Genomic DNA, 17,268 nt, shown 5'->3' with positions numbered 1-17,268 from the left:
ACTGCTATTCCAAAAGCGAGCACTGGGGCGGTAGCCGGCAGTGAATCGCTGCGGGAAGCACCTCGATGCGGAAGCGTTTAGCGGTGAGCGGCTCGCCATCCAGATTAAACGTCATATCGTCTGGCGCGGTAATCTCCAGCCAGGGTAGGGTAGCGGAAATCATGTTCTGGTTTTCGCTGCCGGTAAACCAGGCCTGAAGCATATTGGGAAGCAGCTCTTTTGCCGACAGCACGCTCAGTTCCAGTAGCCCATCGTTAATCAGCGCTTCTGGGCAAAGTTCCTGTCCGCCGCCAGCCTGACGACCGTTCCCCACCGCGATGACCAGCGTATCGCCTTCCCAGTGAAAATCTGGCCCGTGAATCTCACAGCGCTCGGCTTGCAGCATGTCCATGCGAAAGAGCGCGTGCAGCACGTAAGAAGCACTTCCCAGCGCGGCTTTCATCTTGGCCGGCGTCTCGGTGGTGATACGTGTGGCAAATCCGCCCGTCGCCATGTTGATGAAATAGTGGCTGTCGTTCACTTTGGCGACATCAATGGCGGTGGCGCGGCCTTTGATCGCCAGCGTCAGCGCGTTGTGCATCTCCATCGGAATCTGACAGCTGGTGGCGAAATCGTTGGCCGTACCCAGCGGTACAATTCCCAGACACGGACGTACCGCTTCCGGCTGCACCGCTAACGCGGCGGCGACTTCATTGACGGTGCCGTCGCCGCCGGCGGCGATTACGTTATCCGCGTTGAGCTGGATCGCCTCTTCCACATAGCGTTTAGCATCGCCGTATTCCCACGTAACGCGGACATGCAGCGTATAGCCGTCCTTTCGCAACTCATCAATGGCCTCGCGGAGTTCTTCATTGCCCGCGCTCTTCCCGTTCAGAATCAGCAGTGTGATTGGATTTTTTTCCATGTCTTATTTCTCTGGCTACGATGTTGTCGTTAATTCAGTGGCCGTTAATTCAGAAATAGCGCAGTGAATACAAAAGCGTTGCAGTTAATCATAGTCACTAAATCGGTAGGCAGATATCAGAAGAGTCGGTGAATGTGTGCGGTGGGAAAATGCGTGGGCGAGAGAAAAAGAAAAGCCAGCTCAAGGGAGATTGAGCTGGCCAAGGAGGTGGTTCCTAGTAGTATCACTACGCTTATTTTTCGTTCTATGTTTTCTCAGCGACGCAATACTAACCACAAGACCAGCGAATTGATGTGATCTGTTTCTAATATTCGTTAAAAAACCCTGAGCTTTGTAACGATACCTTCGGGCGGTTGATGTACCGAGTCGCGGTTGAGAAAGGTCGATAATAGGGGGGCATGCTATAAGGAAGGGATCGCCTTGTGGGAGGCATTGCCGGATGTACGGGACATCCGGCGGTATGACCGGCTTATTCCGCGTTAGGGTTACGCGTGGTGGTGCCCGGCAGATTGCGCAGCAGTAGCGCATAATCCAGCGAGACATCGTCCGGTACGGGAAGATAGACGATATGGCCGTTACCCGGTGCCACATCGGTCGGCTGCCCTTTGGCATTCTGCATGGTGTCGATGGTGAATTGAATATTGCCGTTTGGCGTCATCATCTCCACGCTGTCGCCGCAGGAAAATTTGTTCTTCACTTCGACTTCCGCCAGCCCATCGCGGCGCACACCGGTGAATTCACCGACAAACTGCTGACGATCGGAAACGGAATAGCCGTAATCGTAGTTCTGGTAATCTTCATGCACGTGGCGACGCAGGAAGCCTTCGGTATAGCCACGGTGCGCCAGACCTTCCAGCGTTTCCAGCAGCGTTGTGTCGAACGGTTTACCCGCGACAGCATCGTCGATGGCACGGCGATAAACCTGTGCGGTACGGGCGCAATAATAGAATGACTTGGTGCGACCTTCGATTTTCAGCGAATGCACCTGCATTTGCGTCAGGCGTTCAACGTGCTGGATGGCACGCAGATCGCGGGAGTTCATGATGTAGGTGCCGTGCTCGTCTTCAAAGGCGCTCATGTACTCGCCAGGGCGCATGCTTTCTTCCAGCATAAAGACTTTGTCGGTCGGTTCGCCGATGCCCAGCGCGGGCTCAACGTTTTTCACCGCGATAGGTTCGTGCTGATGGACGATATTTCCGACTTCGTCTTCTTTGCCTTCCTGAACCTTATATTCCCAGCGGCAGGCGTTGGTGCAGGTGCCCTGATTCGGATCGCGTTTGTTGATGTAACCGGACAGCAGGCAGCGGCCAGAGTAAGCCATGCACAGCGCGCCGTGAACGAAGATTTCCAGTTCCATGTCCGGGACGTTCTGACGGATTTCTGCAATCTCTTCCAACGACAGTTCGCGAGACAGAATGACACGCGTCAGCCCCATCTGCTGCCAGAATTTCACCGTCGCCCAGTTGACCGCGTTGGCCTGAACGGAAAGGTGAATATCTATCTGTGGGAAGTTTTCCCGCACCAGCATAATCAGACCGGGATCGGACATGATCAGCGCATCCGGCCCCATTTCGATCACGGGTTGCAGGTCACGCAGGAAGGTTTTCAGTTTGGCATTGTGCGGCGCGATGTTAACGACCACGTAGAATTTCTTGCCCAGTTCATGCGCTTCGTTAATGGCTTGCGCCAGCGTCTGATGGTTGAATTCGTTATTGCGCACGCGCAGGCTGTAGCGGGGTTGACCGGCATAAATCGCGTCCGCGCCATAGGCAAAGGCGTAGCGCATATTTTTCAGCGTACCGGCCGGAGAAAGCAGTTCCGGTTTAAACATGGTATCTCTCGATTCTGATCACAAGTCAGGCTGCTCCACGGCGGGAGCAGTAAAGGCGGAGGATTCTAGCGCTAATAGGGGGAAATTGCAGTAGACGACACACGAAACGTGGGCCTATTGTTTGACGTAAATCAATCGTTTGACGTAAATCAATTTTTTGACCTAAATAAAGAATGGCCTGCCATTAATGGAACAGGCCAGATCTCGTGGTATTAACGCGTGGCGATACGGGATTTTCCAATCGTTTCACGGTTATGGGACTGAGACAAATCGACCAATGGACCAACCGGCACAATCTGCGTCGGGTTCAGCCAGGCAATACCGTAATAGCCCGCTTTGATGTGGTTGATATTGACCGTCTCCGCGACGCCCGGCCACTGATACAGTTCGCGCAGGTAATTCGACAGATTCGGGTAGTCGGCAATGCGTTTGAGATTACACTTGAACGCACCGTGATAGGCCACGTCAAAACGCACCAGCGTCACGAACAGACGCCAGTCGGCCTCGGTCAGCGTGTCGCCGAGCATATAACGATGATTGCCCAGATGATCGTCCAGCTCGTCCAGCGTGGTGAATAGCGTGGTGACGGCGTCGTTATAGTGTTCCTGCGTTTTGGCGAACCCGGTTTTATACACGCCGTTGTTGACGTTGTGGTACACGGTTTCGTTCCAGCTGTCGATCTCAGCGCGCAGATCTGACGGATAGAAATCGAGGTGATTACCAGTCAGGTCGTTAAATTCGCTATTCAGCATGCGGATGATGTCCGCCGATTCGTTGTTCACAATGCGGCCTTCCACCCGATCCCACAGCACAGGCACCGACACCTTTCCGGTATAGTCGGGCACGCTGGCGGTGTACAACTGGTGCAGGTAGTGAATCTCGCCCACGTGCTCGCCAGCATCCTGCGGGGTGGCAAACTCCCAGCCGTTATCGGCGATGCGTGGGTTAGCAACGGAAAGCGAGATGATGTTCTCCAGCCCTTTCAGCTTGCGGAAAATCAGCGTGCGCGACGCCCACGGGCAGAGATAGGAGACAAAAAGCTGGTAACGCCCCGCTTCTGGCACCAGCTCGGTTTGCCGAAATTTGGTTTCTTCGCGGTGGAACGCGCCGTTTTTGATCTCTTCCGCCGCGACATCGCCGTTAACCCATTTGCCATTCACTAAGCCTGACATCTATTTTCCCCTTATCCGTACTGTTGCAGGTGACCAATGTCCCGCACGGTGTGCGGGGTGATACCCGTTATTATTGTAGGCTTAAAAGAGTAGCAGCCTTGGGAAAAGAGAAAATGACAAAATTTTCATTAAGTCAGACAGTATTTTTGACCAGTATGGGAAGGGGGGCTAACGCTTAGCCGCCAGCAGGCCGTATAGCGCAGAGTCGGACACCTCGCCGTCGACGATCCAACGCTGCTTTAACAGCCCTTCCTGTGTGAATCCCAGTCGTTCCAGCGAGCGGGCTGACGCCACGTTGCGGGGATCGATTTCGGCTTCCAATCGACTTAGTCCTGCCGTTTCAAAGGCAAAATCCCGCAGCGCAGAGAGCGCTTCCGCCATATAGCCTTTGCCTTGCGCACTCGCCGCCAGACAGTAGCCGATTTCGGCGCGCTTAGAGTCAATCTCAAGGTTGAACAGTACGCAGGTGCCGATTAGCTCGCCGCTCTCCTTCACCTCCAGACCCAGCTTCATATAGTGCCCAGCGCATAGCGCGCTCCAGTATTCGTCAATCGCGTCGTGCGCCTGTTCGATTTGCTGCCAGGGCGGATGGTTCCAGAAGCGCATCACGACGGGATCGGACATAAAGACGAACAGCGCTGGCGCATCATCACGGTAGAGCGGGCGCAGCAGCAGGCGAGGTGTTTCGATTTTGGTGGTTTCGGAAAATAGCGCAGTCATTATCGTGAAAGCCTCTTTTTCGTGTGGAATGAATTCGTGTGGAATAGAAGATGGTTATTCGGAAAGATGGCAGGCTTGCAGTGCCGCAATATCGCCCGCAGCGATGATATCCAGATGACGCGTGATTTTTTCTATCGGCCAGTCCCACCAGCTCAGCGTTTCCAGTGTATTGATGACGTCTGGCGCAAAACGGGCTTTGAGGATTTTTGCCGGATTGCCGCCGACGATCGTATAAGCCGGCACATCGGCGGTGACCACGGCGCGCGACGCGATGATAGCGCCATTCCCGATGCGGATACCGGGCATGATCAGCGCGTCATAGCCAATCCAGACATCATTGCCGATGATCGTGTCGCCTTTGTAAGGCAGATCGCCAGGCTTGGGCGTCACTTTTTCCCAGCCGTTGCCAAAAATCTGAAACGGGTAAGTCGACAGGCCGGAGAGCCGATGATTAGCGCCGTTCATGATAAATTTTGCGCCACGCGCGATGGCGCAAAACCTACCGATAATTAATTTATCGCCGAGAAACGGATAGTGGTAGAGCACATTTTGCTCGAAGTTTTCCGCGCCGCCGGGATCGTCATAATAGGTGTAGTCGCCAATTTCAATATTCGGGTTGGTGACAATATTCTTGATGAAACACACTTGCGGGAAACCGGCCATGGGGTAGCGGTTATCAGGATCGGGTCCGTTCAAAATGGTCTCCATAACATCATAAGCTCCAATAACAGCACAGAGAGATTGGCGTTATACCTCATTGCAGGGCGCGGCTTCCCAGCGATAGCCGATGCCGTATACCGTGCGGATAAATGAGGTCTCTTCGTCCAGCTGTTCCAGCTTGCGACGCAGGTTTTTGATGTGGCTATCGATGGTGCGGTCGGTCACGACGCGGTAATCGTCGTAGAGCTTATCCAGCAGCGCCTCGCGGGAAAACACCTTGCCCGGTTCGGTGGAAAGCGTCTTGAGCAGACGAAACTCTGCCGGCGTCAGGTCAAGGTTCTGCCCCAGATAGCTGGCCTGAAAGCCACTTTTATCAATTAATAGGGCCGTTTCCGTTTTCTCGACGGCTTTCACGCCGTCGTTCTGCCAGCCGCAGCGGCGCAGCAGCGTTCTGACGCGCACCACCACTTCGCGCGGGCTGAAGGGCTTACAAATGTAGTCATCGGCGCCAATTTCCAGCCCCAGCAGGCGATCGATCTCCTCGCTACGGGCGGTGACCATAATAATCGGTACGTTAGAAAACTGGCGGATCGTGCGGCAGAGCGTCAGGCCGTCACAGCCCGGCAGCATGAGATCCAACAAAATGAGTGAAGGGGAATGCTGCCGCACCCAGTCGACGACGTCGTTGCCGTTGGGCAACCAGTGCGTGGCGTAGTCCGCGGCCTGAAGATAATCCACCAGCAGTTGCCCCAGCTTGGGCTCATCTTCGACGATCAGAATAGGTGACGCCATAGCGAAATCGGGTGCGGTTGTCATAGCTCTGCTTATTCGGAGTGGATCTTAATCAGGTACGTGCAAGGGGAGCTCGATGGTAATCATCACTCCCCCTAACGGCGAATGCTCAGCATACAGCCGTCCGCTATGCGCCTCAACGATATTATTGCAGATAGCCAGCCCCAGCCCGGAGCCGCCGCTGGCGCGGTTGCGCGAGCTTTCCGCACGGTAAAAACGCTCAAAAATCAGCGTAAGCTGCTCATCGGTCACGCCGGGGGCGCTGTCCTGCCAGATAATCGCCCAGTGTTTATGCTGATGAATTAGCGCAATGGCCAGTTGGCCCTGTTCATCGGTGTAACGCAGGCTATTTTCCAGCAGATTGTTAAATAGCTGACTTAATCGGTCCGGGTCACCAAAGACGCCAGCCTGAGTCGGTAAATCGGTGGTGAGCGTAATCTGCTTTTTCTGGAAACGTTCATGAAACGCGGCGATAGCAATATGCAGAATTTGCACCACGTCTACAGACGTCTTGCGGTAGGCCAGCGCCCCGCGATCGGACAGGGTGAGCTGGTGCAGATCGTCCACCAGTTTAGTGAGCGTCGTCACCTCAGACTGGAGCGAATGCAGAGAATGCGAGTCGGGCTTGCGTACGCCATCCTGCAAGGCTTCCAGCTCGCCGCGCAGCACCGCCAGCGGCGTGCGTAACTCATGGGAGACGTCGGCCATAAACGCGCGGCGAGACTGTTCATTTTTCTCCAGCGTGATGGCCAACTGATTGAAATCCTGCGCTAACCTGCCCAATTCATCGTGCGAGCTGGCCGTCACTCGGGTGCTGAAATCACCTGACGCCAAACTGTGCATGCCGCTGACCAGCCGTTTGACAGGCGCGAGCAGGCCACGCGCGGTCAGCCAGGTGGCGATGATAGCAAGCAGCGTCGAGAGCGCGACAATCAGCCAACTGGTGCGCTGCTGTTGTTGATCGAAGCTGATGTCGGCATTGCGGGTCAGGCGCTCAACGGGTGAGGCCACAATCCAGCCGACCGTCTGGTTTTGTACCTGAATGGGCTGCGAGGTACCTTCTTTCGGTATCGGTGCCGGGGAACCGAACAGCTTGCGTTTGTTTGCATCCAGCACCCAAAGACGCACTCGCCATCCCTGCATGCTGTTGTCGGTGTCGCTGTTTTGATCCATCGAGTGCAGCATTTTGAACACCAGACGTTCATTGTTGCGTAGGAATGACCAATCGCCGTGCAGCTGATATTGCTCTGCGAGTGCGTCGCGTAGCTGCGTGACCCGCTGTTCGTTGCCGCGCTTAATGTAATCGATAAAGCCGCGCTCGAAGCTGACGCGCACGCCCCAGTGCATGGTAATCAGCACCAGCATACAGGTGGCGAAAATCGCGAGGAACAGCTTGGCGGTGATTCCGAATTTCATAACGACCTCACGGTTTACGCGGCAGCGTTGACTGCTTGATGGTGTCTGCCGGGACACGGTTAAAAATCAATGCGGGCAGGGCGATGATGACGATCATGCTGAGGTAGGTGTAAATAAACACCATGTGGGTTTCTCCACTTCCTGCCGCCATGTGCGGTTGAGAAAACATGCCCAGCAGAATACCTGCGATGCTGACGCCGAGGCTGGTGGACAACTGCATGGTCATCGACATCAGGCTATTACCGCCGCTGGCGAGCGTATCCGGTAGATCCTTCAGCGTTAGCGTGTTCATGGTGGAGAAACGAATGGCGTTCACCATGCCGAGGAAGAACAGCACGATCGGGATCATCCAGATCCATTGCATAAGTGCGACCAGCGCAAACAGCGCGGTGACCAGCGCCAGCAGCAGCGTGGAGACAATCAGCACGCGGCGGTAGCCTAAGCGATTGACGATCTGCACGACGATTCGCTTCATTCCCATGTTGCCTAGCACCATTGGCACCATCATCAGCCCGGCATGGAACGGCGAAAAGCCCATTCCCAACTGTAAAAACAGCGGCGTCATAAACGGTAACATACCGCTGCCGATGCGCGCCAATAGCCCGCCTGTCAGGCCGATAGAGAAGGTATGGGTGTCGAACAGACGCAGATTAAACAGGGCTCGTTCGTTACGGCGCGCGTGTAGCCAATAGCTCAGCAGTGCGATCAGCCCAACGGTGATTAACGCAAAAATGGCAATCGGCGGAATGCCGAGGCTGCGGTTACCGTCCAGCGCCAGCGTCAGCGTGGCCATACCGACGGCAAGCCAGAGGAAGCCGCTGATGTCAAAGCGTTGCGTCCGCATGGTGTAATTGGGCATCAGGAACCAGGTGGCTAGCGCGCCGATAATGCCAACGGGCAGGTTGATGAGGAAGATCCAGTGCCAACTGGCGTATTCCACCAGAAAGCCGCCGAGTGCGGGCCCCATCAGCGGACCGATTTGGCCGGGCAGCGTCACGAAGGTCATCGCCGCCATATACTGATCGCGCGGGACGATTTTCATCACCGTCAGCCGCCCTACCGGCACCATCATCGCTCCGCCGATCCCCTGAATAACGCGCGAGGCCAGCAGCTCATTCAGCGTTTCCGAACGGGCGCACAGCAGCGACCCGAGCGTAAACAGCAGAATCGCGGCAAAGAAGATGTTCTTCACGCCGATACGATCCGCCAGCCAGCCACTGGCGGGCAGCATCACCGCGACCGTCAGCACATAGGAAACAATCACCGAATGCATATGCAGCGGGCTTTCATTCAGACTCGCGGCCATCGAAGGCAGCGCGGTATTCACGATGGTGGTGTCCAGCGTCTGCATAAAGAAGCCAAAGGCAACAATCCAGAGCTGCCAGCGGACGGAGGCGGAATTCATCATGTTTCAGATTCCCCCTGATTAAGTGATAAATGGATAGCTGGTGAATACATATGCCGACACCCGATTGTGTAACTTGTTATTTTGGCGAGGTTTCGTGCGCTTAACCTTTGTTTTTCTCTGCATGCTTTCTGTATGCGCACGACACAGGGGCGCTCAGTCGCCGCCGCCCTGTGAACCCAGGCTGTTTGGCGGGAAATGATGCCGCTTCGCGGTTCCTTCGTCGTCAATGTTCTCCTGTTCGGACCGCCGCTGACGCGTTCCCGACGCGGCAGCGACTTTCGCGGCGTCCTGCCGCTCATCCGAGAGATCATCTCCTCCTCAGCATCATTTACGCCAAGGCGGGAGTTCGTTGCGAGCTATATATTCCTTTTCTGTCACTTCGTGTGCTTAACATTTTTTTCTGGCGTAAAAAATTGTACTGAGACGGAAGCTGGCTCGCGGGTGAGTGGCATGGACGCCACGAAAGACAGTGCCGCGCCGGACAAAAACGTCTCGACGTTTTTGAACAGCACTTGTGCTGGCCCGAAGGGCGAGCCCCATTTATGGGGCGAGTAAACGCGTCACTGGCGGCCCGTAAAGAGACGGCTTTCGGCGAAGGCACCGCGTAGCGGTACAATTTAGCGCCAAAAGCCAGGGTTCCAAGGGCGACGGCAATTGAGCCGCCCTTGGTCGGGCGCGTTCGGGGCGCTACCAGAAAAACAGCGAGCATTACGCGCACGAAATATCCCCATAAATAGCATATTAATTAGATAGCTAACGCTAATCCTATTCCGTCACGACAGTGACAAATCCTTCTCCGGGGCTTTGCGCCGAATATTCCTCAGCTTGTCGAAAAACAGATACACCACCGGGGTGGTGTACAGCGTGAGGATTTGGCTCATCACCAGCCCGCCGACGATCGTGATGCCGAGGGGCTGTCGCAGTTCCGCGCCGTCGCCGCTGGTCAGCACCAGCGGCAGTGCGCCAAACAGCGCGGCCAGCGTGGTCATCATAATCGGGCGGAAACGCAGCAGGCAGGCCTGGAAAATAGCGTCCTGTGCGCTCAGTTTGCCGCTGCGCTGTGCCACCAGCGCGAAATCCACCATCATGATTGCGTTCTTCTTCACGATCCCAATCAGCAACATGATACCAATCAGTGCCACCAGACTAAACGGCGCGCCAAACCACTCCAGCGCCAGCAGCGCCCCCACGCCCGCCGAGGGCAGGGTCGACAGAATCGTCAGCGGATGCACATAGCTCTCATACAGCATACCCAGCACGATATACACGGTGATAATCGCCGCCAGAATCAGCAACAGCTGGGAAGACTGTGACTGCTGGAACGCCTGTGCCGTACCGGAGAACTGGCCGCGTACCGCTGACGGCACGCCCAGAGACGTCATGGTTCTTTCTATCGCTGCCGTGGCGCTGGACAGATCGGTGCCTTCCGGCAGGTTGAAAGAGATGGTTGAGGCGGCAGACAACCCCTGATGGTTCACTGATAGCGGCGCGTTGATCGGTTTCCAACTGGCGAAGTAAGAAAGCGGGATGGGTTTACCTTCGCTGTTGATCACGAACATCTTGTTCAGTGAACTGACGTCCTGCGTGTAGGCGTCATCCACTTCCATCACCACCTTATACTGGTTCAGCGGCTGGTAAATGGTTGAAATCTGACGCTGTCCGAAGGCGTTGTTGAGCAGCGCGTTAACGGCAGAGACGCTGATGCCGAGCTGCGCCATCGCATCGCGATCGTAGGTTAGCGCCATTTCCGCGCCTTTGTCCTGCTGATCGGAGTTCACATCGGCCAGCTCAGGCAGTTTGCTGAAAGCCGCACGAATCTTGGGTTCCCAGATGCGTAGTTCGCTCAAATCGTCAGACAGCAGCGTGTACTGATATCCGGCGTTCGCTTCCCGCCCGCCGATGCGAATATCCTGCACCGGCATTAAAAACAGGTTAGCGCCGGGTTCTTTTGCCAGCTTGATGCGCAGGCGGCTGATCACCTGTTGTGCCGACACATCTCGCTCGGACAGCGGCTTGAGCGAAATAAACATCGAACCGCTGTTGGTGCGCGATCCGCCAGTAAAACCGTTAACGTTATCCACCGCCGGGTCGCTGCTGACAATGGTCATGAAGTTCTGGAGTTTCACCGTCATGGCCTGAAAAGAAATGCTCTGGTCAGCCTGAATAAAGCCCATCAGTCGGCCCGTATCCTGCTCCGGGAAGAAGGTCTTCGGAATGCTGATATACAGCCAGACGTTGAGTGCAATGGTGCCCAACAGGAGCAGCAGAACCCAGCGTGCATGGTTGAGCACCCATTTCAGCGATCGCCCATAGCCTTGTTGCATCGCCAACAGCACGCGATTAAAACCGCGCTTGCGCGGCTGGCTACGTTTAGGCACGGCACGCAGCAGTCGTGCGCATAGCATCGGCGTGAGCGTGAGTGAGATCAGCAGCGAAATCATGATCGCCACTGACAGCGTGACGGCGAATTCGCGGAATAGCCGCCCCGGTAGGCCGTCCATCAGCAGTAGTGGGATGAACACGGCAACCAGCGACAGACTCATGGATAAGACGGTGAACCCCACTTCGCGCACGCCCTGAAGCGACGCCTGTAGCGGCTTCATACCTGCTTCAATGTGGCGGGAAATATTCTCCAATACCACGATGGCGTCATCCACCACGAAACCGGTGGCAATGGTCAGCGCCATCAGCGACAGGTTGTTCAGGCTAAAGCCGCACAGGTACATTGCCGCGAAGGTGCCGATGAGCGATACCGGTACGGCCAGTGCCGGAATGGCGGTGGCACGGCCGGAACGCAGGAACAGGAAGACGACCAGAATAACCAGCGCGACGGCGATCACCAGCGATTGTTCCACTTCCGCCAGCGACGCGCGAATGGTGGGGGAACGATCCTGCGCGACATCCAGCTGTATTTCGGCAGGCAGGCTGGCGCGCAGCTCCGGCATGGCGGCGCGGATATTGTCTACCGTGGTAATAATGTTGGCATCCGGCGCGCGGCGAATCATCACCAGAATCGCAGGCTTAGAATTTGCCATCCCCGCGTTACGGGAATTCTGCACCGAATCTTCCACGGTGGCGACGTCGCTCAGGCGGACGGCGGCGCCGTTGTTGTAGTGGATAATCAGCGGCGCGTAGGCATCGGCGGTTTTTAGCTCATCGTTGGTTTGTATTTGCCAGCTTTTTTGGCTGTTTTCCACATTGCCCAGCGGCTGGCGGACGTTCGCCTGCGCGATGGCCTGCCGTACCTCATCGAGAGAAATGCCCTGATTAAACAGCGCCACCGGATTCAGCGCGACGCGTACGGCGGGCAGGGAGCTCCCGCCGATGGAGACATCGCCGACGCCTTCCATCTGCGAAATTTTCTGTGACAGCTGAGTTGAGGCAAAGTCGTACAGCTGCCCCTGACTGTAGGTGTCCGAGGTCAGCGTCAGGATCATGACAGGCGCATCGGACGGATTGACTTTGCGGTAGGTCGGGCGGCTGGACATACCGGACGGCAGCAGATTTTGCGCGGCGTTGATGGCCGCCTGCACATCACGCGCTGCGCCGTTGATATCCCTGTCGAGGTTAAACACCAGAATGACGCGCGTGCTGCCGAGCGAACTGGTAGAAGTCATTTCGCTGACGCCTGCGATCCTGCCGAGTGCCCGTTCCAACGGCGTCGCGACGGCGGAGGCCATCGTTTCTGGCGAGGCGCCGGGCAGGGAGGCGCTGACCGAAATCACCGGGAAATCCACCTGCGGCAGCGGAGACACTGGCAACAGGCGGAAACCCAGTATGCCACAGAGTGCGATAGCCAGCGTCAGCAGCAGGGTGGCGACGGGGCGGTGGATGAACAGGGCGAAGAACTTCACTCGGTTTCTTCCTCCTGACGCGGCGTACGGCGGAAACGCGTCGCCAGACGGTCAAACAGCAGGTAAATCACCGGTGTCGTAAACAGCGTCAGAATTTGGCTCATGATCAGGCCACCGACCATACAGATCCCCAGCGGCTGGCGCAGTTCCGCACCGACGCCAGTGCTCAGCATCAGCGGCAGCGCACTCAGCAGCGCCGCCATGGTGGTCATCAGAATCGGCCGGAAACGCAACAAACAGGCCTGATAAATCGCGTCGTACGGTTTCATGCCCTGTTCTCGCTCCGCCGCCAGTGCGAAGTCGATCATCATGATGGCGTTCTTCTTCACGATCCCGATGAGCAATATGATCCCGATAATGGCGATCACATCCAGCTCATTCCCCGCCATCATCAGCGCCAGCAGCGCGCCGACGCCCGCCGTTGGCAGCGTAGACAAGATGGTGATGGGGTGAATAAAGCTTTCGTACAGCACGCCGAGCACAATATACATCGCGACAATCGCCGCTACGATCAGCCACACGGTGCTGCTCAGTGCCGACTGGAAGGCCAGCGTACTGCCCTGGAAACGGGTAGTGATATCCGCAGGCAGGTTCATCTGCTGTTCGGCCTGCGTAATGGCATCCACCGCCTCACCCAGCGCATAGCCTTTAGCGACGTTGAAGGAGATCGTCGTCGACGGGAATTGGTCAATATGGTTGATCGCCAACGGTCCCTGACGCTCTTCAATGGTGGCAATACTGCTGAGCGGAATGGTACCGCCGTCGCTGCTGATGAGGCGCACGTCGTTCAGCGCGTCCAGACCGGTGTTGTTGGTTGTATCGTGTTCCAGTACCACGCGGTACTGGCTGGCCTGCGTATAGATAGTGGAAACCAGACGCTGACCAAAGGCGTTGTACAATGCGCTGTCGACCTGCGACATCGTGATACCCAGACGGCTGGCGCTGTCGCGGTTCACGTTGACGTAGGCGACTGCTGCACCGTCTTGCCAGTCGCTGCTGACATCTTCTAGCTGCGGCAGTTTTTTCAATTCGGCCATGAGCTTCGGCACCCACTGGCTCAGTTCGTCCAGCGACATCGCCTGCAACGTGAACTGGTACTGCGTACGGCTAATCTGGGTGTCGATGGTGAGATCCTGCACCGGTTGCAGATAGAGCTGGATGCCGGGAATTTGTGCCGTCTGCTGTTGCAGGCGGCTGATGATCTCTGGAATACGTTCGCTGCGTTCGCTGAGCGGTTTCAGGTTGATTTGCAGTCGGCCGCTGTTTAGCGCGGCATTTGTGCCGTCAACGCCGATGAACGAAGACACGCTCTCCACCGCCGGATCTTTCATAATGATAGACGCGACGCGCTGCTGGCGGTCGGCCATATTGCTGAACGAGACGGTTTGCGGCGCCTGTACGGTGCCCTGAATGATGCCGTTATCCTGGATCGGGAAGAAGCCTTTCGGGATCCAGATATAGAGCAAAACCGTCAGCAGCAGCGTACCGAGCGCGACGCTGAGCGTCAGCCACGGATGGTTCAACACCTTGCGCAGCCAGACGCCGTAGGCATCAATCAGGCGAGTGAAGAAGCGTTCGCTGGCGCGGGTAAAACGGTTCTGTTTACGCAGTGACTGATGGCTCAGCATCCGGGCGCACATCATGGGGGTTAGCGTAAGCGATACGACGGCGGAAATCAGGATAGACACCGCCAGCGTGACGGCAAACTCGCGGAACAGTCGTCCGACGATATCGCCCATAAACAGCAGCGGGATCAGCACGGCGATGAGCGAGAAGGTCAGGGAGATAATGGTAAAGCCGATTTCTCCCGCGCCCTTCAGCGCGGCATTAAGCGGTTTTTCCCCTTTTTCGATATAGCGGGCGATGTTTTCGATCACCACGATGGCATCATCCACCACGAAACCAGTGGCGATGGTCAGCGCCATGAGCGTCAGGTTATTGATGGAAAAACCGAGGAAGTACATGGCGGCAAAGGTGCCAATCAGCGACAGCGGCACGGCAATGCTGGGGATCAGCGTGGCGACGGCGTTACGCAAAAACAGGTAAATCACCATCACGACCAGCGCGATAGCCAACAGCAGCTCGAACTGGACGTCTTTCACCGAGGCGCGAATGCTGGTGGTGCGGTCAGTCAGCGTGGTGACCTCGACGGCGTTCGGCAGGCTGGCTTTTAGCGCAGGCAGCATCTTGCTAATGCTGTCCGTGGTCGTGATGACGTTGGCACCCGGCTGGCGCTGAACGTTGATAATGATCGCCTGCTGCCGATTTGCCCAGGCACCGAGATGAATGTTCTCGGCGGCCTGCTCGATGGTAGCGACATCCTGAAGCCGCACCGGCGCGCCATTCTTCCACGCGACAATCAACCTGCGGTAATCATCAACGGTTTTCATCTGATCGTTGGCGGAGAGCGTGACCGAGCGCGTCGGGCCGTCCAGACTCCCCTTGGCGGAATTCACGTTGGCGGCAGTAATGGCGGTGCGGATCGTCTCGCTGGTCAAGCCGTATGCCGCCAGCGCTGGCGCGTTAAGCCTTACCCGCACGGCAGGACGCTGCCCACCGGCTAACGACACCAGACCGACGCCCGCCACCTGCGAGATTTTCTGCGCGATGCGGTTGTCCACCATGTCCTGCACCTGCGTCATCGACATGGCGCTGGAGGTGACGGCCAGCGTCATAATCGGCGGATCGGCCGGATTCACTTTGCTGTAGGTCGGCGGATAGGGCAGATCGTTAGGCAGCAGGTTGCTGGCCGCATTGATGGCGGCCTGCACATCCTGTTCGGCGACGTCCAGCGACAGTTCAAGCTGGAACTGAAGCGTGATGACGGATGCGCCACCGGCGCTCTGCGTCGACATCTGTTTTAGCCCGGACATCTGGCCGAACTGCCGCTCCAGCGGCGCGGTAATCGCAGACGTCACCACATCGGGGCTGGCACCGGGATACAGGGTAATGACCTGAATCGTTGGGTAATCCACTTCGGGCAGTGCGGAAACCGGCAGCGCCCGATAGCCGATTATACCGGCCAGCAGAATGGCGATCATCAGCAGCGTTGTTGCGACCGGGCGCAGAATGAACAGGCGTGACGGCCCGCCGCCGCTGGCTGGAACGGTATCCTGCATCAGGATTTCTCCCCAGCGATCGCGGGCGTTTTCTCCGTCAGCGCTGAGGGCACGACTTCCACTTTCGCCCCTTCGGTCAGGCGGTCGATACCGTCAGTGACGACCTTCACATCGGCGTCCAGTCCGGCAGTTACCACAACCAACTGGCCGTACTGAATACTGGTGGTCACCTGACGCTTACTGACTTCGTTTTTATCATTCAGAATCCAGACGAAACGGCCTTCATTCCCCATTTGCACGGCGGCGGAAGGGGCGACGACGGCGTTTTTCAGCGTATCGACCTTCATGCGGATATTCACGAACTGGTTCGGGAACAGGGCATCGTCCAGATTGTCAAAACGCGCCTTGAGCTTGATCGTGCCCGTGGTGGCGTCGATCTGGTTGTCCATGCTCAGCAGGATGCCCTGTGAGAGTTTCTTTTGATTGGCGCGATCCCAGGCTTCCACCACGGGGGGCTGGCCTGATTTCTGCGCGCTCAGAATGGTGGAGATTTCCGCTTCCGGTACGGTAAAGACGACATCAATCGGGTAGGTCTGCGTAATCACGACAATGCCATTGGTGTCGCCGCTGGTGATGTAATTCCCGACATCGACCTGCTTTAAGCCGATCCGGCCGCTGATTGGCGCGGTGATCTTGCTGTAATCCAACTGGAGCTGTGCGCTGGCTACGGCACCTTCATCGGCTTTTAGCGTGCCTTCCGCCTGACGAACGGCGGCGGTCTGGGCATCCAGCTCCTGACGAGAAATCAGGTTGGTTTTCACCAACTGCTGGTAGCGCGCTAAATCCTGTTGAGCATTAGCCAGCACGGCCCGATCTTTTGCCAACTGCCCCTGTGCCTGCGTGAGTTCTACCTGAAAAGGCCGCGGGTCGATTTCCGCCAGCAGATCACCAGCTTTAACCTGTTGCCCTTCCTGAAAGTGTAGTGCCATCAGTTCGCCGTTCACCCGGCTGCGCAGCGTGACGGTATTGGCTGCGGTGACGGTACCTAAACCGGACAGATAGTAGGGGACGGAAGCGGATTGCGTCAGCGCAGCCTGCACGGGGGCCAGCGTGCGCATGGCCGCTCGGCGTCCACCGCCACTGCTGCTGTTTCCCGAATGTGACGTACGGGCGGCGTGCTGTTCACTCGTGCCGGGGGCGGCAGGGGGCGTCTGGGTAAAGTGGCGCCAGATTAGCACGGCAATAGCGATGACGGCGGCAAGTATCAGCAGGCCTCGGATACGTTTGGCATTCATAGTGATGGATTACTCTCTCCAGGTTGCGCGGGAAGCACGGTGTACCCGTCATACTTCAAGCTGCACGTGCGTGCGTTGTCACTTTAGCAAGCAGGTTATGGGACCATGGCCTTATTTTACTAGTTTAAACAGGAGATGCCGGACAAAAATGAAGGAA

At 56.8% G+C, this 17,268-nt stretch carries 11 protein-coding genes; all 11 read right to left on the bottom strand.

The window, feature by feature from the left end; genetic code table 11:
* Positions 1-4: 4 nt before the first annotated feature.
* The 11 genes from yegS to R9X49_RS11555 all read right to left on the bottom strand — a co-directional run bounded on the left by yegS (position 5) and on the right by R9X49_RS11555 (position 17,111).
* Positions 5-904: a lipid kinase YegS gene (gene yegS, locus R9X49_RS11605; RefSeq protein WP_319848488.1), complete on the bottom strand. Its 900-nt coding sequence runs from the start codon at positions 902-904 to the stop codon at positions 5-7.
* A gap of 469 nt (positions 905-1,373) precedes the next feature.
* On the bottom strand, positions 1,374-2,735 hold the full coding sequence (yegQ, locus tag R9X49_RS11600; RefSeq protein ID WP_319848487.1) for a tRNA 5-hydroxyuridine modification protein YegQ: 1,362 nt from the start codon (positions 2,733-2,735) through the stop codon (positions 1,374-1,376).
* Between the two features lie 212 nt (positions 2,736-2,947).
* Positions 2,948-3,907 (bottom strand): glutathione S-transferase family protein, encoded by a 960-nt coding sequence (locus R9X49_RS11595; protein ID WP_319848486.1) that lies wholly within the window; start codon positions 3,905-3,907, stop codon positions 2,948-2,950.
* Between the two features lie 168 nt (positions 3,908-4,075).
* On the bottom strand, positions 4,076-4,627 hold the full coding sequence (locus tag R9X49_RS11590) for a GNAT family N-acetyltransferase (RefSeq protein WP_319848485.1): 552 nt from the start codon (positions 4,625-4,627) through the stop codon (positions 4,076-4,078).
* A 54-nt stretch (positions 4,628-4,681) separates the two neighbouring features.
* Positions 4,682-5,335 carry a Vat family streptogramin A O-acetyltransferase gene (locus tag R9X49_RS11585; RefSeq protein ID WP_319848484.1) on the bottom strand — a complete coding sequence of 218 codons (654 nt, stop codon included), beginning with the start codon at positions 5,333-5,335 and terminating at the stop codon, positions 4,682-4,684.
* Between the two features lie 39 nt (positions 5,336-5,374).
* The gene (gene baeR / locus R9X49_RS11580) at positions 5,375-6,103 is read right to left on the bottom strand and encodes a two-component system response regulator BaeR (protein ID WP_319848483.1); all 729 of its coding nucleotides are present in this window, start codon (positions 6,101-6,103) and stop codon (positions 5,375-5,377) included.
* 24 nt (positions 6,104-6,127) lie between these two features.
* Positions 6,128-7,495: a two-component system sensor histidine kinase BaeS gene (gene baeS / locus R9X49_RS11575; RefSeq protein WP_319848481.1), complete on the bottom strand. Its 1,368-nt coding sequence runs from the start codon at positions 7,493-7,495 to the stop codon at positions 6,128-6,130.
* A gap of 7 nt (positions 7,496-7,502) precedes the next feature.
* Positions 7,503-8,903: an MFS transporter gene (locus R9X49_RS11570; protein ID WP_319848480.1), complete on the bottom strand. Its 1,401-nt coding sequence runs from the start codon at positions 8,901-8,903 to the stop codon at positions 7,503-7,505.
* A gap of 773 nt (positions 8,904-9,676) precedes the next feature.
* On the bottom strand, positions 9,677-12,757 hold the full coding sequence (mdtC, locus tag R9X49_RS11565) for a multidrug efflux RND transporter permease subunit MdtC (RefSeq protein WP_319848479.1): 3,081 nt from the start codon (positions 12,755-12,757) through the stop codon (positions 9,677-9,679).
* Positions 12,754-15,876, bottom strand: coding sequence for an MdtB/MuxB family multidrug efflux RND transporter permease subunit (locus R9X49_RS11560; protein ID WP_319848478.1), 3,123 nt, complete (start codon positions 15,874-15,876; stop codon positions 12,754-12,756). Before R9X49_RS11560 ends, mdtC begins: the two co-directional genes overlap by 4 nt.
* A complete protein-coding gene (locus R9X49_RS11555) occupies positions 15,876-17,111 on the bottom strand; it encodes an MdtA/MuxA family multidrug efflux RND transporter periplasmic adaptor subunit (RefSeq protein ID WP_319848477.1) in 1,236 nt (411 codons plus the stop codon). Before R9X49_RS11555 ends, R9X49_RS11560 begins: the two co-directional genes overlap by 1 nt.
* Between the last annotated feature and the right edge of the window lie 157 nt (positions 17,112-17,268).

The organism is Pectobacterium carotovorum (assembly GCF_033898505.1).
Taxonomy (GTDB): Bacteria; Pseudomonadota; Gammaproteobacteria; order Enterobacterales; family Enterobacteriaceae; genus Pectobacterium; species Pectobacterium carotovorum_J.
Note: the sequence above shows the minus strand (reverse complement) of the source record. Positions and strands in the feature narration are given on the sequence as shown.

Coding starts and splice junctions, on each gene's coding strand:
- R9X49_RS11585 (WP_319848484.1), bottom strand. CDS start 5,335: ATGGAGACCATTTTGAACGGACCCGATCCTGATAACCGCTACCCCATG.
- R9X49_RS11590 (WP_319848485.1), bottom strand. CDS start 4,627: ATGACTGCGCTATTTTCCGAAACCACCAAAATCGAAACACCTCGCCTG.
- yegQ (WP_319848487.1), bottom strand. CDS start 2,735: ATGTTTAAACCGGAACTGCTTTCTCCGGCCGGTACGCTGAAAAATATG.
- R9X49_RS11555 (WP_319848477.1), bottom strand. CDS start 17,111: ATGAATGCCAAACGTATCCGAGGCCTGCTGATACTTGCCGCCGTCATC.
- R9X49_RS11570 (WP_319848480.1), bottom strand. CDS start 8,903: ATGATGAATTCCGCCTCCGTCCGCTGGCAGCTCTGGATTGTTGCCTTT.
- R9X49_RS11560 (WP_319848478.1), bottom strand. CDS start 15,876: ATGCAGGATACCGTTCCAGCCAGCGGCGGCGGGCCGTCACGCCTGTTC.
- baeR (WP_319848483.1), bottom strand. CDS start 6,103: ATGACAACCGCACCCGATTTCGCTATGGCGTCACCTATTCTGATCGTC.
- baeS (WP_319848481.1), bottom strand. CDS start 7,495: ATGAAATTCGGAATCACCGCCAAGCTGTTCCTCGCGATTTTCGCCACC.
- R9X49_RS11595 (WP_319848486.1), bottom strand. CDS start 3,907: ATGTCAGGCTTAGTGAATGGCAAATGGGTTAACGGCGATGTCGCGGCG.
- yegS (WP_319848488.1), bottom strand. CDS start 904: ATGGAAAAAAATCCAATCACACTGCTGATTCTGAACGGGAAGAGCGCG.